The organism is Flavobacterium anhuiense (genome assembly GCF_004151235.1).
In the GTDB taxonomy this organism is placed as follows: Bacteria; Bacteroidota; Bacteroidia; order Flavobacteriales; family Flavobacteriaceae; genus Flavobacterium; species Flavobacterium anhuiense_A.
The window spans coordinates 115,066-135,877 of the sequence record NZ_JUIV01000011.1 but is presented as its reverse complement, the minus strand read 5'-3'; the positions used below and the strand labels follow the sequence as shown (position 1 = coordinate 135,877).

The 20,812-nt window shown below is 33.7% G+C and carries 21 protein-coding genes; 12 read left to right on the top strand and 9 right to left on the bottom strand.

The features are described from left to right. Positions 1 to 75 precede the first annotated feature (75 nt). The 6 genes from NU08_RS14330 to NU08_RS14305 all read right to left on the bottom strand — a co-directional run bounded on the left by NU08_RS14330 (position 76) and on the right by NU08_RS14305 (position 6,235). Complete coding sequence (locus NU08_RS14330; RefSeq protein ID WP_008465514.1) at positions 76 to 387, bottom strand: DUF4286 family protein; 312 nt, start codon at positions 385 to 387, stop codon at positions 76 to 78. Between the two features lie 127 nt (positions 388 to 514). Further along, complete coding sequence (locus tag NU08_RS14325) at positions 515 to 2,296, bottom strand: tetratricopeptide repeat protein (RefSeq protein WP_129747864.1); 1,782 nt, start codon at positions 2,294 to 2,296, stop codon at positions 515 to 517. A 44-nt stretch (positions 2,297 to 2,340) separates the two neighbouring features. Further along, positions 2,341 to 3,186, bottom strand: coding sequence for a prolipoprotein diacylglyceryl transferase (lgt, locus tag NU08_RS14320; RefSeq protein ID WP_129747863.1), 846 nt, complete (start codon positions 3,184 to 3,186; stop codon positions 2,341 to 2,343). Positions 3,187 to 3,265: 79 nt separating this feature from the next. Further along, on the bottom strand, positions 3,266 to 4,537 hold the full coding sequence (gene serS / locus NU08_RS14315; protein ID WP_129747862.1) for a serine--tRNA ligase: 1,272 nt from the start codon (positions 4,535 to 4,537) through the stop codon (positions 3,266 to 3,268). A 159-nt stretch (positions 4,538 to 4,696) separates the two neighbouring features. After that, complete coding sequence (locus NU08_RS14310; RefSeq protein WP_129747861.1) at positions 4,697 to 5,620, bottom strand: hypothetical protein; 924 nt, start codon at positions 5,618 to 5,620, stop codon at positions 4,697 to 4,699. A 75-nt stretch (positions 5,621 to 5,695) separates the two neighbouring features. Continuing rightward, a complete protein-coding gene (locus NU08_RS14305; RefSeq protein WP_129747860.1) occupies positions 5,696 to 6,235 on the bottom strand; it encodes a hypothetical protein in 540 nt (179 codons plus the stop codon). Positions 6,236 to 6,542: 307 nt separating this feature from the next. On the opposite strand from NU08_RS14305, the gene NU08_RS14300 reads away from it, so the two are divergent. The 3 genes from NU08_RS14300 (at position 6,543) to NU08_RS14290 (ending at position 8,774) form a co-directional block, all read left to right on the top strand. Then, positions 6,543 to 6,980 carry a protease complex subunit PrcB family protein gene (locus NU08_RS14300; RefSeq protein ID WP_129747859.1) on the top strand — a complete coding sequence of 146 codons (438 nt, stop codon included), beginning with the start codon at positions 6,543 to 6,545 and terminating at the stop codon, positions 6,978 to 6,980. A 194-nt stretch (positions 6,981 to 7,174) separates the two neighbouring features. Beyond that, entirely contained in the window at positions 7,175 to 8,077 is a 903-nt protein-coding gene (locus NU08_RS14295) for a PhzF family phenazine biosynthesis protein (protein ID WP_129747858.1), read from the top strand. A gap of 64 nt (positions 8,078 to 8,141) precedes the next feature. Beyond that, complete coding sequence (locus tag NU08_RS14290; RefSeq protein WP_129747857.1) at positions 8,142 to 8,774, top strand: DUF4304 domain-containing protein; 633 nt, start codon at positions 8,142 to 8,144, stop codon at positions 8,772 to 8,774. Between the two features lie 48 nt (positions 8,775 to 8,822). Here NU08_RS14290 and NU08_RS14285 read toward each other — a convergent pair whose 3' ends face one another. Both NU08_RS14285 and NU08_RS14280 read right to left on the bottom strand, forming a co-directional pair. Next, entirely contained in the window at positions 8,823 to 9,953 is a 1,131-nt protein-coding gene (locus tag NU08_RS14285) for a DinB family protein (protein WP_129747856.1), read from the bottom strand. 132 nt (positions 9,954 to 10,085) lie between these two features. Continuing rightward, a complete protein-coding gene (locus tag NU08_RS14280) occupies positions 10,086 to 10,313 on the bottom strand; it encodes a CDGSH iron-sulfur domain-containing protein (protein ID WP_129747855.1) in 228 nt (75 codons plus the stop codon). A gap of 446 nt (positions 10,314 to 10,759) precedes the next feature. Here NU08_RS14280 and metG point away from each other — a divergent pair, with 446 nt between their 5' ends. The 9 genes from metG to NU08_RS14235 all read left to right on the top strand — a co-directional run bounded on the left by metG (position 10,760) and on the right by NU08_RS14235 (position 20,059). Beyond that, positions 10,760 to 12,895, top strand: a complete 2,136-nt coding sequence (metG, locus tag NU08_RS14275; RefSeq protein ID WP_129747854.1) for a methionine--tRNA ligase — start codon at positions 10,760 to 10,762, stop codon at positions 12,893 to 12,895. Between the two features lie 106 nt (positions 12,896 to 13,001). After that, positions 13,002 to 13,889 (top strand): DMT family transporter, encoded by an 888-nt coding sequence (locus NU08_RS14270; protein ID WP_129747853.1) that lies wholly within the window; start codon positions 13,002 to 13,004, stop codon positions 13,887 to 13,889. Positions 13,890 to 14,200: 311 nt separating this feature from the next. Then, positions 14,201 to 14,908 carry an HAD family hydrolase gene (locus NU08_RS14265; RefSeq protein ID WP_129747852.1) on the top strand — a complete coding sequence of 236 codons (708 nt, stop codon included), beginning with the start codon at positions 14,201 to 14,203 and terminating at the stop codon, positions 14,906 to 14,908. Beyond that, positions 14,908 to 15,537, top strand: a complete 630-nt coding sequence (locus tag NU08_RS14260; protein WP_129747851.1) for a chloramphenicol acetyltransferase — start codon at positions 14,908 to 14,910, stop codon at positions 15,535 to 15,537. Before NU08_RS14265 ends, NU08_RS14260 begins: the two co-directional genes overlap by 1 nt. Before the next feature lie 32 nt (positions 15,538 to 15,569). Continuing rightward, positions 15,570 to 16,964: a hypothetical protein gene (locus NU08_RS14255; RefSeq protein ID WP_129747850.1), complete on the top strand. Its 1,395-nt coding sequence runs from the start codon at positions 15,570 to 15,572 to the stop codon at positions 16,962 to 16,964. A gap of 168 nt (positions 16,965 to 17,132) precedes the next feature. Next, complete coding sequence (locus NU08_RS14250; protein ID WP_129747849.1) at positions 17,133 to 18,269, top strand: OmpA family protein; 1,137 nt, start codon at positions 17,133 to 17,135, stop codon at positions 18,267 to 18,269. A gap of 225 nt (positions 18,270 to 18,494) precedes the next feature. Then, positions 18,495 to 19,013 carry a ferritin gene (locus NU08_RS14245; RefSeq protein WP_008465537.1) on the top strand — a complete coding sequence of 173 codons (519 nt, stop codon included), beginning with the start codon at positions 18,495 to 18,497 and terminating at the stop codon, positions 19,011 to 19,013. An 82-nt stretch (positions 19,014 to 19,095) separates the two neighbouring features. After that, on the top strand, positions 19,096 to 19,281 hold the full coding sequence (locus tag NU08_RS14240) for a hypothetical protein (protein WP_029271150.1): 186 nt from the start codon (positions 19,096 to 19,098) through the stop codon (positions 19,279 to 19,281). An 85-nt stretch (positions 19,282 to 19,366) separates the two neighbouring features. Continuing rightward, on the top strand, positions 19,367 to 20,059 hold the full coding sequence (locus NU08_RS14235; RefSeq protein ID WP_129747848.1) for a DUF2461 domain-containing protein: 693 nt from the start codon (positions 19,367 to 19,369) through the stop codon (positions 20,057 to 20,059). A gap of 261 nt (positions 20,060 to 20,320) precedes the next feature. Here the strand turns inward: NU08_RS14235 and NU08_RS14230 are convergent, their stop codons facing one another. Continuing rightward, positions 20,321 to 20,644, bottom strand: a complete 324-nt coding sequence (locus NU08_RS14230) for a single-stranded DNA-binding protein (RefSeq protein WP_410501067.1) — start codon at positions 20,642 to 20,644, stop codon at positions 20,321 to 20,323. Between the last annotated feature and the right edge of the window lie 168 nt (positions 20,645 to 20,812).

Here is a 20,812-nt window from a genome sequence, read left to right as displayed (position 1 = left end):
CCACAAAGGCTCAAAGACACAAAGATTTAATTTCTTTTGACTGAATACTAATTACTGAAAACTGAACACTATAGATTAATGTTCAGAAATAACCTCCAATTCTGTTCTGAAAGAAAGCATTTTATCGGCAAATAAACCTAATGCTTCTCTATGGAATTCAGGTTCGTCTTCGATATAAAACTTCTCTAGCGTTTCTTTACTGTCTGTAATATATTGTACAGAATAGGTAATTCCGCCCATTTCTTCTTCAACCAGAACTTTTACAATTCGTGCTGAAGAAAATTTATTAGTTGCCAGAATTTCTGGTATATGTTTTTCCTGCATCCATTTTAACCATTGGTCGTGAACGCTTTCGTGTATGTTTGTGGTAACGTTGTAAATAATCATTTTTTTTCTAAGGTTCTGAGATGCTAAGATGCTAAGGTTCTGAGTTTTTTCCTCTAACTCCCTAAATCTTTTCAAATCATGATATTACTAATTTTTCTTATTGGAATTTGATTTTTGGAATTTACTATTACAAATTCCTATCCCCTCTTAACTCGCGGTATTTTTTTCTGGCATCGACAAAGTAAATACTGTCTTGATGATTAAAAATTACCTTTTCATATAAAGGTTTTGCCTTTTCTGGATCTTTAAGCTCGTCATTATAGATTTCTGCTGAGAAGAACAATGCTTCATCAACATAAATTCCGTCGCTATGATTGTCAATAATCTGCTGATATTGGCTTAAAGCCGAAGCAAAATCTTTCTGGCTTTCGTAAACTTTTCCTAGACGAAGCAAAGTTACTGCTTCTATTTCCTGACCTTTATAAGTCTTTAAAATATTCTGAAACTGTGCAATTGCTTCCTGCTTTTTATTTTGATAAATTAAAAAATCACCTTTTGCAAATGCTTTCAAAGCAACTTGAGTCGAATCGGCAGCCGTATTATCATTAATTAAAAGAAAATATTCCAAAGCATCATTGGCAATTAACTGTGTGTTTGCCGCTTTTAATTCTTTGAATTGTTTGTTGGCCCATTCAAAATCGCCTTTATAATAACTTGTTTTCGCGGCTTTCAAACTTGCTTCGTGAGCCATGACATCATTCTTTAAATCCAATTGAATTTGCGAATAATAAATCAGCGCCTGATTGTATTTTTCTTCTAAAAGCAAAATATCGGCCAGCTCCATTTTAGCATCGGCTTTTTGATATTCGTTTAAATTTAATTCTAAAGCTTTTTTGATTATTGCCTTTCCTTCTTCAGTCTTTTTCAAATTAAAAGCCAGAAAATGGGCTTGAATGATTTGCAAAGATAAGGTAAAAGGACTGATTTCGTAAGTTGCCAGCAATTGCTTTAATTCTTGATCGATTGCAGGATAATCTTTTTCTTGAGCTTTATCAATCTTAATTTGCATTAAATAAGCATTTGACTGAATCAGCAAACCTAAATCTTTTGTGTTTTGAAGAATGAAGTTCAGAATTTCTTCCGCTGTATCATTATCTCCTTCGTTCATCGCAAATTGACTCAAATTGACAATACTCATCAAAGATTCTGGTTCCCGCTTGTAAATGGCTTTTTCCTGAATAAATGCTTTTCCAAATTCTTTCTGCTGTACATAAAACCAGCTTAAATAATGATTCCAGAAAACGTCTTGATCTTTTTGAGTTCTTAAGATTAATGCTTTTCGCATGGCATCTTTAAAAGCAGTATTATCTGTTTCACCATTCATAAATCGAGACAATTGTGTCTGAATCAAATTAGTGTTTTGTGGATTTGTAAAAGATTCCGTCAGCAACAAATCGATCATTAAATCGGTTTTACCCAATTGACCGTAAAGCATTCCGATTTGGAAATTGAAATTGAAATTTGGCTGAACCTGCATTGCCGTTTGATACGCTTTTAAGGCATATTCCAAGAGAACTTTTTTCTCGAAAGAACTTGCAATTCCGTAAACATCATTCGGATTGACTTTTATTTTTTCGATTGCCTGTTCGTAGTAGTTTTTAGCTTTCGAATCGTTTTTCTGCAATTGAAAATTGTATCCTAACTCAACCAAAAAAACACCTTGCTTGTAACGGTTGTAACGCTCCTGAATTGCTTTTTCGGCATTAGCAAACTGCTGTAATTGCTGATAACAATCGACCGTTCTTAAAAAATACTGCGTGTTGGATGGCGCAGCTCTCAAAAGCTCTTCATAACTGATCTTTGCCTTATCGAAATCACCTTTATCGTAATAATATTGTGCCAGCTGCTCGTTTTGGCCAAACGCAAAACCAGAACATAACAAAACGATATACATCAATATGTTTTTCATATTGCAGTTTTTTTTTAGTTTTCAGTCGCGGTTTTCAGTCTTATTTAAAACTGCAAACTGTCACTGTCCACTGTGACTTTTTTAGTTTTCCAAACAATCAATCCGAGACCAATTAAAATAAACGGAACACTCAAAATCTGTCCCATATTAATCAGCATACTATTCTCGAAAGCTTCTTGATTTTCTTTGAAAAATTCAATTATAAAACGAGCTGTAAATAATAAAGTTAAGAAAGTTCCAAAGATTAATCCCTGTGCGTTTCTGATTTTTTCTGATTTGTACATATAAAATAGAATCACAAAAATCATTATATAAGCAAATGCTTCATATAATTGAGTTGGATGTCTCGGAATCAAATCGTCTCTCTGAAAAACAACTCCCCAATTTCCGTTGGTTGGTTTTCCATAGATTTCAGAATTCATAAAATTCCCCATTCTAATAAAGGCACCTGTTACAGGAACTGCAACTGCCATTTTATCTAAAAGACCCAAGAATTGCACTTTGTATTTACGGCAGTACAAAATCATTGCCGTTATAACTCCAATCGAACCTCCGTGGCTTGCCAAACCTTGATAGCCCACAAACTGATATGCGCCTTTAATCTTCTGGATTGGTAAAAGAATTTCTATAGGATGTTTAAAGAAATAATCAGGTTCGTAAAAGAAACAATGTCCAAGTCTAGCACCTAAAACGGTTCCGACAATTACATAAATCAATAAGGAATCAAGATTATCTAAAGAAAGGTTTTCTTTTTTGTAAATATTTCTAACAATATAAAAACCTAAAAGAAGCCCGCAGGCAAAAAGAGCTCCGTAATATTTTAACGGAAAACTATCTGTGATCCAGAAAATGACAGGATCTACGTTCCAATTTAATATTCCGTTTTTCATAAGTGGTAATTTTTAGTCGCAGTTTTCAGTCACAGTTCACAGTCGAAACTGAAAACTGAGACTGAGACTGTCAACTAAATTAATTTATAATATCAAATCCGCAGTAAGGACGTAAAACTTCTGGTATTACGATTCCTTCTGGAGTTTGGTAATTTTCAATAATTCCAGCCAAAACACGTGGAAGTGCCAATGAACTTCCGTTAAGTGTATGCGCCAATTGATTTTTTCCGTCTTTGTCTTTGAAACGTAATTTCAAGCGGTTTGCCTGGAAAGTTTCAAAGTTAGAAACAGAACTGATTTCCAACCAACGATCTTGTGCCGTAGAAAACACTTCAAAATCGTAAGTCAAAGCAGACGTGAATCCCATATCTCCTCCGCAAAGACGTAAAACTCTGTATGGCAATTTTAATTCTTTCAAAATACCTTTTACATGTTCTACCATTCCGTCAAGCGCTGCATAAGAATTATCAGGATGTTCGATACGAACGATTTCTACTTTATCAAATTGGTGCAAACGGTTTAATCCGCGAACATGTGCTCCGTAAGAACCTGCTTCACGACGGAAACATGGCGTATAGGCTGTTTGTAAAACAGGCAATTCATTTTCGTTTAAAATTACATCGCGGAACAAGTTAGTTACCGGAACCTCAGCAGTTGGAATCAAATATAAATCGTCGATTCCAGCATGATACATTTGCCCTTCTTTGTCTGGCAATTGTCCTGTTCCGTAACCAGAAGCTTCGTTTACCAAATGAGGCACTTGAACTTCATTGTATCCTGCAGCTGTATTTTTGTCCAAGAAGTAGTTGATCAAAGCACGTTGAAGCTTTGCTCCTTTTCCTTTATAAACAGGAAATCCAGCTCCAGTGATTTTTACACCCAATTCAAAATCGATAATATCATATTTCTTTACCAATTCCCAGTGAGGCTGTGCGCCTTCGTGCAAAGCTGGAATATCTCCTTCTTGGAAAACATTTAAGTTATCGTCTGGCGTTTTTCCTTCGGGAACAATATCAGCCGGAAGGTTAGGTAAAGTGTATAATTTATTGGTTAACTCAACAGCCAAAGCTTCTGTTTTTTCGCTCAGTTCTTTACTTTTTTCCTTTAGTGAAACTGTTTTTTCTTTTAAGATTGCTGCTTTAGCTTTCTCGCCAGCTTTCATCAATTCACCAATATCTTTGGACAATTTATTAGATTCTGATAAAGTATTGTCTAATTCCACCTGTGCAGCACGACGATTTTCGTCTAATTGAACCACCTCTTCCACAACGCTTTTAGCATCGATATTTCGTTTTGCTAAAGCTTTGATTACTTTCTCTTGATTTTCTCTAATAAATGCAATTTGTAACATAGCTTGTTTTTTATAACTATTGTATTTTTTATAACGGAAGCAAATTTAAGGAAATGTTTGTTAACATTAGGTCAAAGTTTTGCAGTAAAACTGAAATCTCCTATAAACAGCAAAAGCACCGTAAAGTGCTCTTGATGTTATTTTTGAAATTTATGTGTTTTACTCTAGAAAACGGTGCCTGTCGTCTCTATGAAAAGCATAATCTCTTCCATTAAACTTGAGTTTTTCAACTTCTTTTTTAACTTTTAAATCGCTTTTTTCTGCAATTCCATTTTCCAAATCATTTTCAATGGCTTCTTCATAAGAAAAGTTTTTGGTAATGATCAAGTCAAAATAACCATTGGATTTATGATCTGACAAACTCATTCCGGTTTCTAAAGTTTCTATCTGAAACGTGCCGCTTCCGTTGGAATCGCCATTGGTCAATCGGATTGGATATTCGTATAAAACCTTTTTTATCTCCTTGTCAGCCAAAGTTATTAATGTAAATTTCTTCTCCGAATACAAAACAATTCGGCTGCTTGCACTCGCTTCGGTATAAAAAGCAATTGCTGGAGTCGTTTCATTAAGAAAAACCAAATCTTTCAGAATATGCGATTTCGAAAACTGAATGGCTTCATTATCATAATAACCTAAATTATCGTCAAACTCTTCGGCAATTACGCTTCCGTCTTCACGATTTACAAATAAGTATTTACGCTGAAAATAATTTCCCAACTCTTCATCGTCATCACTGGTTTTAAATGCTTTTTTATCGTGCGCGACGGTCGTTAGGACAAAAAAAATGGTTTGATCATCATAATTGATAGAACTTGTCTCGCTAATTTTAATATCTGAATATTTAATTTTTAGGTTTGATGCTACTTTTGAGAGCAGCTGCAGATTCATTTCTTTTGAATCTTCAATTTCATCCAGATTTTTAAAAATGAGCTTTCTTAGTGGCTTTTTATTGTGACCAAGATGCGCTTGCGTCTCCGAAAGTAGTTCTTGATACTGAGTTTCAGCATCGTTTTTAACTTTTTCATCTTTCCCGCAGGAAAATAAAAACATCAAAACGGTACTCAAAAGAATCGTTTTTTTCATAGGCTTTGATTTGTTAGAAATTAGGGCATTCCAAATATATAATTTTCTTACAAACCTTAGCAGAAAAATTAAAATTTAATCTCTCTTAATTTCGTGACCTACAAACTCTTCCAGTGTTTTAAACATTTCTTCGACCGAAAGAACTTCTGTATCTGGGTGTGATTTTAAAAATGTAGCATTCAGTTCTGCCAGATTTTCATCCAATTCAAAATAAGCGTTACTATTTAGCAAATCTTTAAAAGCATTTGGAGCATCATATTTCTCTTTTAGAAATTTTCCTAATTTAATATTACTCTGCAAACGCAATTTGCGGCATTGTTCTTTAAACAAATCCAAATGCTTTTCGGCGCCAATCAGAGCCAAACCTTCTTCAATTAATTCGTTCAATTCTTTATTCCAACCCGAATCATAAACAAACTTAGAAAAATTTCCTTCAGCATATTTAGATGCATAAAAATCCAAGTAATAACTCATTAAAGCATCTTCGTGAATTAAATCGTCGTCAATTTTTTCTTCACGCATTAAATTGATTACCGAAATATTCGAATTAACAACATCTTGAGGATTTTCGCTATTTGCCGCCGTTTCTGAAATAATGATTTTACCGAATTCCATTTGAGTTTTTATTTAAAAGATTCTTTTGCAAAGTTGCGGGAAATATTTGAATGTTCCTTTTCAAACATGTTTAATTTGCATTATTTTTTATGCTGTTTAACCTGCAAAGTAGTCTTTTTGACGTGAAATACAATTTTTCTAGTTTTTCTTCGTTTGTCCTTACAATCTTTAACAAAAATCAACGTTATCAATATAAATTAAAAAGTTGGTCAAAAATTGACTACCTTTAAGCAACCATTTATAAAAAAGTGCATCTGTTTAAGAAATAATACTTTACAAGAAAGTTTTCCTAGCTAAAACCAAAACAATGAAACAGATTCTATTAATATTTAGCGTTCTGCTTTTGCTGACTAGCTGTGATAATGATGAATTACCACAGTCTGACGTTCCATTTGCATTAGTAGCCAAAGGAGATTCTTTTCCTAATGATAAAAGCATTGCCCAAAGACATGTGGTTATTAAAGACGCCAAAACTTGGAATAACTTCATGAAAGAAATGAACATTTCTAAAAATGCAATAAACATGAATATTGATTTTAGCCAATATCAAGTTATTGCTGTTATTGATAAAACGCAACCAAATGACGGACATTCGATCGATATTGTAGAAATGACCGAAAATCGAAATACTATAATTGTAAAGGTTGAAAAACTTAAAAATGGAAATCTTACTAAGAAATCTTCCAGACCTTATGATGTTGTGAAAACAGCAAAAACAGACAAAAAAGTGGTTTTTGAGCAATAATCTTCTGACCTTCTACAAAGTCATTAAAAGCATAAACTAAAAATGCTAAATTTGAAAATGAAGTAGTATTGGTTTTTAAAATCTCCCTATTTTTTTTTAAAATTGGATAATGGTTATAAAAGCTGTTGTTTTGAAATTTTATAAACTGTAATTTTATTGCATTTAGAATCGACTAAGTTTCAAAACCAGAAAATATGACCCAAAGAAAAGCATTAGAATATTATGTTTTAGACGTATTCTCAAATGAGAGCTACAAAGGAAATCCGCTTTCTGTAGTTTTTACAGACGGACATCTAAAACTAGAAACCTATCAGAATATTTCTCGAGAATTTCGCTATTCTGAAACCTCTTTTGTCTATTATTCTACAAGAGAAAAAGCCCTTGTAGTTCGTTCGTTTACCCCAACCGGAATCGAAATCGATGGTGCGGGACATAATTTACTAGGTGCAGTCTGCGGAGCGCTTTTAAAAGGACTTCCAATTTTTGACGAGCAGAATGAAAGTGAGCCTTTTGTAATTATGAATCATTCCGCAATTCCGTTGACTGTAAGTTTTGACTTGAACACTCTTTACCCAGTTGTTCAGATGCATCAAAAATCGGCTGTCATCAAACAAGAAATTCCAACGTATAAAATTGCAGTAGCTTTAGGTTTAAAGATTGAAGATCTGGATGTAAATTCTTTTGTGCCAACAATAGTTAAAACCGAAGTCGCGCACACTATGGTTCCCATAAAAAACAGTGAAATATTAAATAGTTTTGTTCCTGACAATAAGCTTTTAATCGAAATCTCAAAAGAATATGATTTCGAAGGTTTTTACTGTTTCGCCCCAGCCGAAGAAGGTCTAGATCACATAGTCGAAACAAGATTTTTTAATCCAATAATCGGAATAAACGAAGATCCCGCAACAGGAACCGCCGCAGGTCCGTTAATTGGTTTTTTAACGCAAAAGAAATTCACTAAATCTGAAAAAGAATATAAAATTCTTCAAGGCGTAAAATTAAAACAGTCCTCAATGATTGAAGTTATGAATCGTGAAGAAGATATTTTGGTGGGCGGTTCTTCAATTATAACTATGAAAGGAGAACTTTATATATAATTATTTAAAAAACACTAAACGTAATCTTTTTACTACTTTTGTATTTTTTAGAATATTTTATATCATGAATCCGAAAGATCTCATAACTACAAGTATCGAAAAAACTTTACTCGAGCCTTTAACTCAAATTGGATTTACTTTTTCAAAAAGTACTTTAACTTTTAAAAGAAAGGTTGATGAATTTGTCCAAACGATTCATTTTCAGTCAAACAGACATAACCAAGACAATGTGTCTGCAGAGTTTTGGATCTTTTTTGGAGTTTCGTCGAAGAAATATTTAAAATGGCATCTAAATGAATTTGGAGAAAATGCTATAAATGACAGTTTAGGAGGAGCAATGAATTGGAATATTAAAGGTTGGGAATTTCCAGTCATCAACAGTAAAAAAGAATCTCATTTTCAAATCATAAATGAAAAAGAAAGAGAGAATGTACTTCAAACACTAAAGAATAATGTTTTAAATATAGGAGTTCCATTTTTAGATAATCTCTCAAATTGGGAAAATGCTGCAAATAAATTGGTTGAAGAAAAATGGTTTCATTACAAAGCTTGTGATTTTTTTCTGATTGCTGGAAATAATGAAAAAGCATTTTCGGTATTACAAGAAGGAATTGATTATTGGAATAAAAATCCTAAAGCATCTTTTCCAGACCATAAAGAGAAAATTCAAATTCGATTAGACAAGTATTTTGGATAATTACCTAATTAAAAAAGCTGCATCTAAAAAAGTGCAGCTTTCTTTGTTTTATTTCTTAATTTCCTGTGGTAACGTTTTTTTCTGTTCTGGCGGAATTCGCTTTTTCAGAAACAAAATCTGACCTAAATGACTCGATTGATGTTCCATAACATGAAACCAGCAATATTGGTTTGTCCAATCGTATCTTGTTTGTACTTCTGCAAACCAAGCATCGTCTCTTTTCTTTAATTCTTCAATTGTTTTTGCTCTTACTTCATTGTAGATATCCAAATAATATTGAATATCGTGACCTTTAAATTCATCTCTTCCTCCTTGATCCAGATCTAAAGCATTTCCCCATTTCTTCTTTTCTTCTTCATTAAAATCTCTATTTTCAAAGGTAAAAACCTGATAGTATTTTTCGGCTGCTGCCAAATGCATAACTAATGCTCCAATTCGATTTGCTTCAGCATCATGAAGATAATCAATTTCATACTGGCTCATATTTTTAACCGTTCTTTCAACTCTGGCTTTAAGATCTTCCAGCATCGAAATCATATCACCAATTTTTGGCGAAGCTCCATCAACATTTCCTATTTTGGCTTCTAATCTTGGCTTTATACCTTTTCCTTCAATAAGAACGCAACTTTTTCCGTCAGCACTCGATTTGTCTGATGTAATTTTATACTCTTTTACCTTAACGATTGCGTCACTAGAAATACCTTGAATCCATTTCGGAACTTCTCCATTATTTATAGGCGATTCAAAACTTGAATTTAAAACTGTAACAGGCTCATAAACACCTTTATCATTTTCGATAAAAAGTTCAAATTTGTCAAAGTAAAACTTCCCATCAAATAGGCATAAACCACCAAAACTTAATGATTTACTGTTTTTATCAATCGTTCCTTCAACAGTATATGAATTCCATTCTTTAGATTTCACTGGTCTGTCTCTCATATTGTCAAAAAAACCGTCTTCATCATTTTTAGTATCAACACGCGCCCATACTCCTGCCCAAGATTTTGGTTCTGTAGATTCTACTTTTACATAAGCCGTTACTTTAAACTTTTTCTTGATATTGGTTTGGATATCAATTGTCTGACAGATCGATGTCCAATCTGTAGAAACTGTTTTCTGAGTTTGAGCATAACCTACGCTAAAAAACAGAGATAATAGTGGTATTATTAGTTTTTTCATTTTTTGGAAATTATAAAGTTGCGGTAAATGTAAGATTGTTTTTCTAAGTAATAACTTACTTTTACAAAAAAATCTGCACAAAAAAACCGCATCTAAACAGAATGCGGTTTTTAATATCTTTCCCAAAAGGAATTAGTTCGTTTTCATTGGCGGTAAATCAAACGCAACAGAATCGTGTTCGAAGTTGTTTCTGTGTGCTCCATCGCAAAATGGTTTATTTGCAGAATGTCCGCAACGGCAAAGTCCAAGCGCTTGTCTTCCTTGTAAACCGTAAAGTGCTCCTTCTGGATCCATAATTTCAAAATCTCCCTCAATTTTGATTGATCCGTTTTTATTGATGATTAATTTAGTCTTGCTCATAAAATTTGTTTTTTTCGGATGCAAAGATTGCGAAATATATTTTGAAGATTTTGCTTGCAATGCTAGTTTAAACTGGTTCTATTTTATATGAGTTTTGCCACGAAGGCACGAAGACGCAAAGTTTTTTGTTCTAGTTTGTCATTCCGAGGAACGAGGAATCACACACGGGATTCGACAAAGATTGACGCTTTATATTGCGGAGTTTCTAGTGCGATTCCTCGTTCCTCGGAATGACAAACTGCATTGTTAATCCTCAACTTAAGGCGAAAAAAACTTTGCGTCTCTCCTCCCGATAGCCATTGGGATCGCGAGAACCAAATTCAAAAAAATCTTAGCGAATCTCTGCGTTTTTTCTTCTTGCAACTCTGTGAAAACAAAAGCGAATCTCCACGTAATATTAAAATCTCAATTCTATTGCTTATTTTTGCACTCAATAAAATTGAATTATGATACAAGATCCAAAAAGATATACGATCACGGCGGCATTGCCATACACCAACGGGCCTATTCATATTGGTCACTTGGCTGGGGTTTATGTGCCTGCAGATATATATTCTAGATATTTAAGATTGCAAGGAAAAGATGTTGCATTTATTTGCGGAAGCGATGAACACGGGGTTGCAATCTCTATGAAAGCTAAAAAAGAAGGAGTTACACCACAGCAAGTTATTGATAAATATGATGGAATTATCCGCAAATCTTTTGAAGATTTCGGAATTTCATTCAATAATTACTCAAGAACTTCGGCGAAAATTCACCATGATACAGCTTCGGAATTCTTTAGAACATTGTATGATAAAGGAGATTTTATCGAAGAAGTGACAGAACAATTGTACGATGCAAAAGCAAATCAGTTTTTAGCAGATCGTTTTGTTGTAGGTACTTGTCCCAAATGTGATAATCCAGAAGCTTACGGAGATCAGTGCGAAAAATGCGGATCGACTTTGAATGCGACTGATTTGATCAATCCAAAATCGACTATTACTGGAGAAACTCCAATTCTTAAAGAGACAAAACACTGGTTTTTACCTTTAGACAGATATACTGATTTTTTAACTGAGTGGATTTTAGTTGGGCATAAAAGCGACTGGAAAACCAACGTTTATGGACAAGTAAAATCTTGGATCGACGCAGGATTAGAACCTCGTGCCGTAACACGTGACTTAGATTGGGGAATTGACGTTCCTGTTGAAGGTGCCGAAGGCAAAAAACTTTATGTTTGGTTTGATGCACCCATCGGTTACATTTCTTCTACAAAAGAATGGGCAGCGCGCGAAGGAAAAGATTGGGAACCGTATTGGAAAGATCAAGATACAAAACTGGTTCACTTTATCGGAAAAGACAATATTGTTTTTCACTGTATCATTTTTCCAGCGATGTTAAAAGCTGAAGGAAGTTATATTTTACCAGACAACGTTCCAGCAAATGAGTTCTTGAATTTGGAAGGAAACAAACTTTCGACTTCTAAAAACTGGGCAGTTTGGTTACACGAATATTTAGAAGAATTTCCAGATAAGCAAGATGTTTTGCGTTATGCTTTAACATCAAATGCTCCTGAAACAAAAGATAACGATTTTACTTGGAAAGATTTCCAAGCTAGAAATAACAACGAATTGGTTGCTGTTTTCGGAAACTTCGTAAATCGTGTTGTCGTTTTAACGAATAAATATTACGACGGAATTATTCCAACTCCAAACGAATTTTCTGAAGTTGACGAACAAACTTTAGCAGAATTAAAAGCGTATCCAGCCGTGATTTCAAGTTCGGTTGAGCGTTACAGATTCCGTGAAGCTTTGGGCGAATTGATGAATGTTGCTCGTTTAGGAAATAAATATCTTGCTGACGAAGAGCCTTGGAAAGTAATGAAAGACAATCCAGAGCGTGTAAAAACTCAAATGTATGTAGCATTGCAAATTGCTGCTGCGTTGAGCGTTTTGGCTGAACCATTTTTACCTTTCACGGCTGCGAAACTTTCTAGAATATTGAATTTAGGAGATCTTAAAGAGCATTTTGCAGGTTTCAGCAAATTCTTGAAAGAGAAAGATCGCGATGCAAAAGACATCATTATCGACAAAACATTAGGTTGGAATGACATTTCTGAAAACTCAGATTTACTTCCGGCTGGACATAAAATTGGCGAAGCAGAATTACTTTTCGCTAAAATTGAAGACGAAGAAATACAAAAACAAATAGATAAATTGGAAGCAACAAAAACAGCTAATCTTGCCGAAAACAAGCAAGCAGAGCCTCAAAAAGATTTAATTCAGTTTGAAGATTTTGCTAAAATGGATATTCGTATCGGAACTATTTTGGAAGCTGAAAAAATGCCAAAAGCAAACAAACTTTTAGTGCTTAAAGTAGATACAGGAATTGATGTTCGTACGATTGTTTCAGGAATTGCTGAAAGTTTTTCGCCAGAAGAAATCATCGGGAAACGTGTTTCTGTATTAGCAAATCTTGCTCCAAGAGCTTTACGCGGTGTTGAAAGCCAAGGAATGATCTTGATGACTACAAATGCAGAAGGAAAACTTGTTTTTGTTAATCCGGATGCTGATGCGCCTAATGGATCGACTGTAAACTAATTATTTATATATTTATTAATTGCGTGAGTCGATTAAAATTTAATTGATTCACGCAATTTTCTTTTTTAAACTATACACCAAAAAACTTGAAAAAAATAAACTAAAAATGAAACTCACCAAACCAAGATTAGCTCTAATCTGCGGTATACTTTGCATATCGATTTTTCCTATATTGGTAAAATTACGTTTAACACCAGGATTAATTTCGGCTTTTTACCGAATGTTTTTTGCTGTGGTGTTGCTTTTGCCTTATGTCATTTTCAGTGGAAACTTTAAATTCCCAAAACTAAAATTTGCCCTTTTGGCTATACTTTGCGGTGTTTTATTCTCATCTGATGTTGCTGTTTGGAATATCGCCATTCAGGAATCGAGCGCGACTCAGGCTTCGTTGCTGACCAATTTATCTCCAGTTTGGGTTGGAGTTGGTTCTTTCTTTTTTCTGAAAGCAAAACCTGCAACGAATTTCTGGATTGGAACACTAGTCGCTTTATTCGGAATGGTAACTTTGGTTGGTTTTGAGTTTTTTATCGATTTAAACTTTGATAAAGCATTTCTATTTGCTGTTTTATCTGGAATTTTATATTCGATTTATCTTTTGGTCAGCAAAAATGTTCTTTCAGAAATCGATGTTTTGTCGTTTATGACCATCAGTTTATTTGCTTCGAGTATTTATTTAGGAATTTTATGTTACTCATTAGACGAACCTTTCACCGGATTTTCAAATGCAGGCTGGTTTGTTTTGGTTCTACAAGCAGTCATTTGTCAATTGTGCGCTTGGCTTTCGATAAGTTATGCCACTCAGCACATGCGCGCAACGAGAGTTTCACTAAGTTTATTGAGTCAAGCTGTAATTACCTCAATTTTAGCTTGGTTGTTTTTAGAAGAACAAATAACTTTACAGATGGTTTTAGGCGGAATCATTCTGCTTTTCGGAATCCGAATTACTTTTTACGATAAAACAATTTCTTTGAAAGGGCTTTTTTCTAAAGATTAAATAAAAGGTTTCACGCTCCCGATAGTTATCGGGAGTGGCAAAAAAAACTCTCGCAGATTGAGCAGATTGAGCAGATTTATTTTTTAAAACATGAATAATCATTTAATCTGTGGCTAAAAAAATTTGTGCAATTTGCGTAATTTGTGGTTAAAAAAGTCTCACGCAGATTGAGTAGATAATTTTTTAAATCTTAATAATCTGTGGCAAAAAATTAGTATAATTTGTGAATTTGCTTCGACTGTTCGCTATTGCTAGGGTCGTGGCAAAAAAAACTGAAACAAAGAAAACTTTAAACTTGAAACAAAAACACCATGTTACATAAAACTAAAATACCAAACCTAAAAGTAATCGCATTTGATGCCGATGATACTTTGTTTGTAAACGAACCTTACTTTCAAGAAACCGAACATAAATTTTGCGCTTTGATGGAAGATTATCTTTCGCATCAAGGCATTTCGCAGGAATTATTTAAAATCGAAATTGCCAATCTGCCTTTGTACGGTTACGGAATTAAAGGTTATATCCTTTCGATGATTGAAGCCGCAATGAACATTTCAAACAATACCATTCCGATGGAAGTCATTGAAAAGATTATTCAATACGGAAAAGAATTGTTAGAAAAACCAATCGAATTGTTGGACGGAATCGAAGAAACGCTTGAAGCTTTAAAAGGCAAATACAAATTGGTTGTTGCTACAAAAGGCGATTTAAAAGATCAGCATAGCAAATTGCATCGTTCTGGTTTAGGACATTATTTTCATCATATCGAAGTAATGTCAGACAAACAAGAAATCGATTATCAGAAACTTTTAGGCCGTTTAGAAATTGAGCCACACGAATTTTTGATGATCGGAAACTCATTAAAATCAGATGTTCTGCCTGTTTTAGGAATTGGCGGTTATGCCGTTCATATTCCGTTTCACACTACTTGGGAACACGAAAAAATTAATCACACTATAGAACACGAGCATTTTAGTTCATTTGAAACTATCGCAGAAGTGGTTCCGAATTTATTATAATGAAAACACTTTTTGACCTAGAAAATTGGAATAGAAAAGAGCATTTTGCCCATTTTAAACAAATGGATGAACCTTTTTTTGGCGCAACGGTAGAAATTGATTGTACAAAAGCGTATCAAACCGCAAAAAGTATCAATGCTTCGTTCTTCATTTTCTATTTGCATAAAACTTTGACTGCGGTAAACGCAATCGAAAATTTTAGATATCGAATTTCAGAAGACAAAATATACATTAACGACCGTATCGATGCTTCGGCAACAATTGGTCGAGAAGATGGTACTTTTGGATTTTCTTTAATTGAATATCACCCAGATTTTAAAACATTCGAACAAATTGCATTAACCGAAATCGAACGCATTCAAAATACAACCGGACTTTTTACGAGATCTTTTGATGATGATAATCTAATTCATTTTTCGGCAATTCCGTGGTTGAATTTCAGTTCAATTACTCATGCGCGCAGTTTTACGTATCCAGACAGTTGTCCTAAAATTTCCTTTGGAAAAATGATGGTTTCTGAAACAGGAAAAAGAACCATGTCAATGGCGGTCTATGTTCATCATGGTTTAATGGATGGAATGCACGTTGGTCAATTTGTAGATCTTTTTCAAGAGCTTATGAATCAATAATAAGCGGAATAATTTTTGTGCGTAAAAAACATATGAAACGAATTTTCCTTTTTTTGTTTTTAATATCAAGTACTGTTGTGTTAAGTCAGACAGTGCTGACTTCTTATACAATCGATTTAAAAAACAAAGTAGGGCAATCCGAAATCATGACTGGCAAAAATACGGCTACTCGCGATGTATTTGTTTTTGCCGCCAGCGCAGACAGTCTTTCCATATTAAAATACAATAGCGCTTTATTCTTAAGAGACAAATTTGTCACAAACCGTCAGTATACTGAAAACAGATCTTTGATGGGGTATAGTTTTAGCGAAGACGGAAATCCGACTTTGTATTGGTTTTCGAAAGAAGAAAAAACAATCATTTTGATTAAATATTACCTGGAAAACAAAACTTCCAGAGCATTAAAATTCCAAATTCCGCTTGAAGAGAATTATCTCTTAACGCAATATCAAAAAGACAATAATTTCTATTTATTGATGCAAAGCAAAACAAAACAGGCATTGACTGCTTTTGTTTTTAAAAACGGAATGGCAGAGGAACGATTCCTCGATTTCAGTTCTTTTAAATTCATAGATAGAAAGACCCAACCGAAAACATTCAACCAGATTCTGAATGAAAATCCGATTGAGAAAATGGATTCTGGTGAGTACAATCCGTTATATAAAGTAAGTGCCAAAAGCAAACTTTACACGCTTCCGAACCGTTTGATTCTAACTTTAGACCAAAGTTTTAGAAAAACACAATTGTTTGATATTAATTTAGAAAATCAGGAAATAATAGAGAAGACGTTTATGAAACCTGTTGGAGAGAAAAATCCAAAAACGTCTAACTCTTATTACCATGAAAACAAATTATACCAGATAAATGTTAACGCTGACGAACTTTTATTTGATATAAAAGATTATGAATCTGGCGAAACTATAAAATCATTTGCAGTTACCAAGAAAGATACTATCCGTTTTGGCAATTCTCCTTTGCTCATGCAAATTGAAGATCGTCCACCAAAGCAATTAAAAAATACAGCAAAGTTTTTAAAAACATTATCTTCTCTTGATGCTGGACTTTCGGTTTATAAGAATCAAAAAAATCTATTCATCACTTTAGGTGGTTCGGGCAGCGATTTAAAATCGATTTCTATGAATGGTTTTGCTTTTAATGATCCTTTTGGCGATTTTCCTTCAAACGGCTATTACAACATTGAAACCAACTATTCTGTCTTTTTCGAAAGCATCTGGACCAAAAAGTTAGAATTAACCAAAGAAACACACGAGCCTTTCGCTTCTGATAAAGTTTACTATTTTTTGGATTCTCATAAAGAAGCAGTTCTTTATAATACTCTTAAGTTGAGTAACTACATTATTTTAAGTTATTACGACATTGCTGCGAAACAACTTGTTTTGCGCAAATTTGCCGACGGATTTGATTAAACAAATTCGTTATCAGCAACTTACCACAAAATCCCTGTATTTTACGGGTCATTCCTTATTCTTTAATTTTTTGCTAATAGTCTTATTTTAATACTTTTTTGGCTTTTAAAGAAAGTTTTTACCTACAATTTATTGTTGTTTTGGGCAAAAATTTAAAATTAAAACATAATGAAAAAAGTTGTAATGACTCTTGCATTTGCCCTAGCGTTAACTGCAGTACATGCTCAAACAGAAAGTAACAATGCTTATAATAAATGGTCTATAGATTTAGGCGCAGGTTTTAACAAACCGCAACGACCATTTAGCGATGGATATTATACAAATACTGTAAGTCCATGGACTGGAGATTTAGGGGTTCGCTACATGCTTAACAACAAATTTGGTTTGAAAGCAGACTTTGGATACAACAGTTTTACCGCAAAAGGAAGCTCTATTGATTTTGATTCAAGATACTATAGATTAGATTTACAAGCGGTAGCCAACTTAGGCCGCATCATGAATTTTGAAACTTGGACAAACACTATTGGTTTATTAGGACATGCTGGTTTTGGTTATTCTCAATTAAGAAACGATAACTTCAAAGGAGCAGATGAAATGGGTAACTTTATTGCTGGGGTAACTGGACAAATAAGATTATCAAACAGAGTTGCTTTAACTGGTGATTTCTCAACTATTTTCAATGCATCTCAAGATCGTACTTTTGATGGAGCTTATGCTGCAGGTAACAGAGGTTTTTCTGGTTTGATTTTTAACGGAACTGTTGGTTTAAACGTTTACTTAGGTAAAAATACAAAACATGCAGACTGGACAGTAATTTCTAGCGAAAGTAACAATGCTGATATTACTGCGTTGGAAAACAAAGTAGCAGATCTTGAATCACAAATCAAAAACAGACCTGCACAAAAAGAAGTTATTGTAGAAAAACAATTAAATAATGCACAGCCAACTGATAGTGATTTAATCAAAAGAATGATTAATGATAAGTACTACAGTGTGTATTTTGATTTCAACAAAACGACTCCTATTGAAAACTCAACTGCTGCGATTGATGTAGTTTTAAATTACTTAAGAAAAAATCCTTCTGCTTCTCTTGACCTTGTTGGTTATGCTGATCAAGTTGGAAAAGCTGAGTACAACGAAAAACTATCTAACACTAGAGCAACAAACGTAAAAACTATTTTTGAAAAAGCTGGAATTGCTTCTTCTCGTTTAAATGTTATTGCAAATGGTGCAGATACATCAATCCAAAAAGACTCTGACGAAGCTAGAAGATTAGCTAGAAGAGTTACTTTTATCGTAAAATAATTTCTTTTTAATAGACTCGATTAAAAAGTCCTTAAGATTTTTTCTTAAGGGCTTTTTTTATTGCTTATTTCTAAAATAATATGATTTACATTTTTAAATCCAGCCAATTTTGAGGAAATCAAGCCCAATTAATTCCACTTAAGGCTAATTCAAAAGTCTAATGTTTTCGAGCTTTTGAAAAAATGAAATGAATAATTTCTTAATTTTACAAAAAAGACACTTATTATGTTAGCAAAAAATATTGAATCGGCTTTAAACAAGCAAATCCGCATAGAAGCAGAATCTTCACAAACTTATCTTTCTATGGCTTGTTGGGCTGAAGTGCAAGGATTAGAGGGAATCTCGCAATTCATGTACACACAGTCAGACGAAGAGCGTGCACACATGCTTAAATTGGTTAAGTATGTAAACGAACGCGGAGGGCATGCTCAGGTAACAGATCTTAAAGCGCCAAAAACAACTTATACGACTTTCAAAGAAATGTTTGAGGAGCTTTATAATCATGAACTTTTTGTTTCGAAATCTATTAACGAATTGGTTCATATTACTTTTGAAGAAAGAGATTATGCGACGCACAATTTCTTACAATGGTACGTTTCTGAACAAATTGAAGAAGAAGCTACAGCTAAATCTATCTTAGACAAAATCAACTTAATTGGTGACGATAAAGGTGGACTTTATTTATTTGATCGTGATATTCAGCAATTAACAGTTACAAGTTCAATCGCTATTAATCCTAAATAAAAAAGTTAAAGTTTATTTAGAATGTTTAAAAATAACTTTTTTGGTTTATATTTGTCTCTGTTTTTAAAATTCAGAGGAAAAAGTGAGCAAGAAAGAAAAAGACAAGGACAAAAAAAAGGATAAGAAGAAAAAGAAAAACAAAGATATCCTTGATAAAATTAAGAAGATTGAGAATTGTAAATCTTCTTGCTGTGAAAAATATAAAAAGAGCGAAAAGAAACGCTGCTCACGCTGTCCTATGTTTGATTTATTCAAAAAAACTGCTTAACGCGATATAGAAAAACCCATCAGATTTCTCTGGTGGGTTTTTTAGTTTTAAATTGCAGTCTATTTTTCGATTTTTAAATTCAATTATGAAAAACGATATTACAATTCCCAAATCTAGTCTTGACTTTTTGGTTCAGCTAAAGGAAAACAATAACAAACCATGGTTTGAAGAGCATAAACCACAATATTTGATAGAACTTAATCATATTGAAACTTTTGCTGGTGCTTTACTAAAAGAACTTTCCAAAACGGATGTTTTAGAAAATACTTCTGGCAAAAAAAGTGTTTACAGAATCTATCGCGACATTCGTTTTTCTAAAGATAAAACACCTTTTAAACATTATTGGGGCGGAAGTTATACGCGAGCAACCGCAGCAAGACGTGGCGGCTATTATTTTCATCTGGAAAAAGGAAACAACTTTTTCGCGGGTGGATTTTGGGGACCGAATGCTGCCGATTTAAAACGAATAAGAACCGAATTTGCCCAAGATCCTGAAACCTTTCAGGAAATACTGAATTCTGAATCTTTCAAAAGCAACTTTGGCACTTTGCAAGGAGAACAGCTCAAAACAAAACCAAAAGGATTTGATGTGGATCATCCTGCTATTGATTTGCTTCGTTTCAAACAATTTTTGGTCATAAAACGTTTTACTGACAAGGAAGTATTGAGTCCGCAGTTTTTAGAGCTGGCCTTAGACGCTTTCAAAAACATGAGACCTTTTTTCGATTACATGAGCGAGGTTCTTACAACTGACGCTAATGGGGTTTCAATTATATAAAAACATTTTTTTGCAAAATATTAAACCCGACAGATTTTAAAAACCTGTCGGGTTTAACTAATCGTCCTTTAATTCTAAAAGCATTTCATTCCGTACGAATGTCTCATCGGTAGAAATTCGATTTGGATTATGGTTTTACGTTCCGTAGGAACGTTTGATTGGTGAAATGAATTATTCCACAAAACAGGTGTCCCTACAGGACACTACAAACAACATCATTTTTTTTCTACCGACGAGATATTCCTAACGGAATATTAAATGTTATTTACTCAGCAATAAAATTTCATTTACAACCACTTCGGTTATATAGCGTTTTTCTCCGTTTTTATCATCGTAGCTTCTGTGTGTCAATTTTCCTTCAACAGCAACTTCTTTCCCTTTCACAACAAACTTTTCGATAATTTCTGCTGTTTTTCCCCAAGCTGTTATTCTATGCCATTCGGTTTGTTCTACTTTTTCTCCCTTGTCATTTTTGTAATAATCCTTTGTTGCGATTGTAATGTGTGCAAGCTTTCTTCCGTTTTCTAATGTTTTAACTTCTGGATCGTTTCCTACATTCCCAATTAATTGTACTCTGTTTTTCATGGCGTATATTGTTTTTTAAATTATGAATAAGTTGAATCGTTTATCAAATTCAACACTGCAAAGATGAGAAACCCCAGCGCTGACAGTCGGTTATTAACTATTTACTATCGACTGTAACTATTTGTAAGCGTTTGTAAATGGAATTTGTTTTTTGTATATTTGAGATAA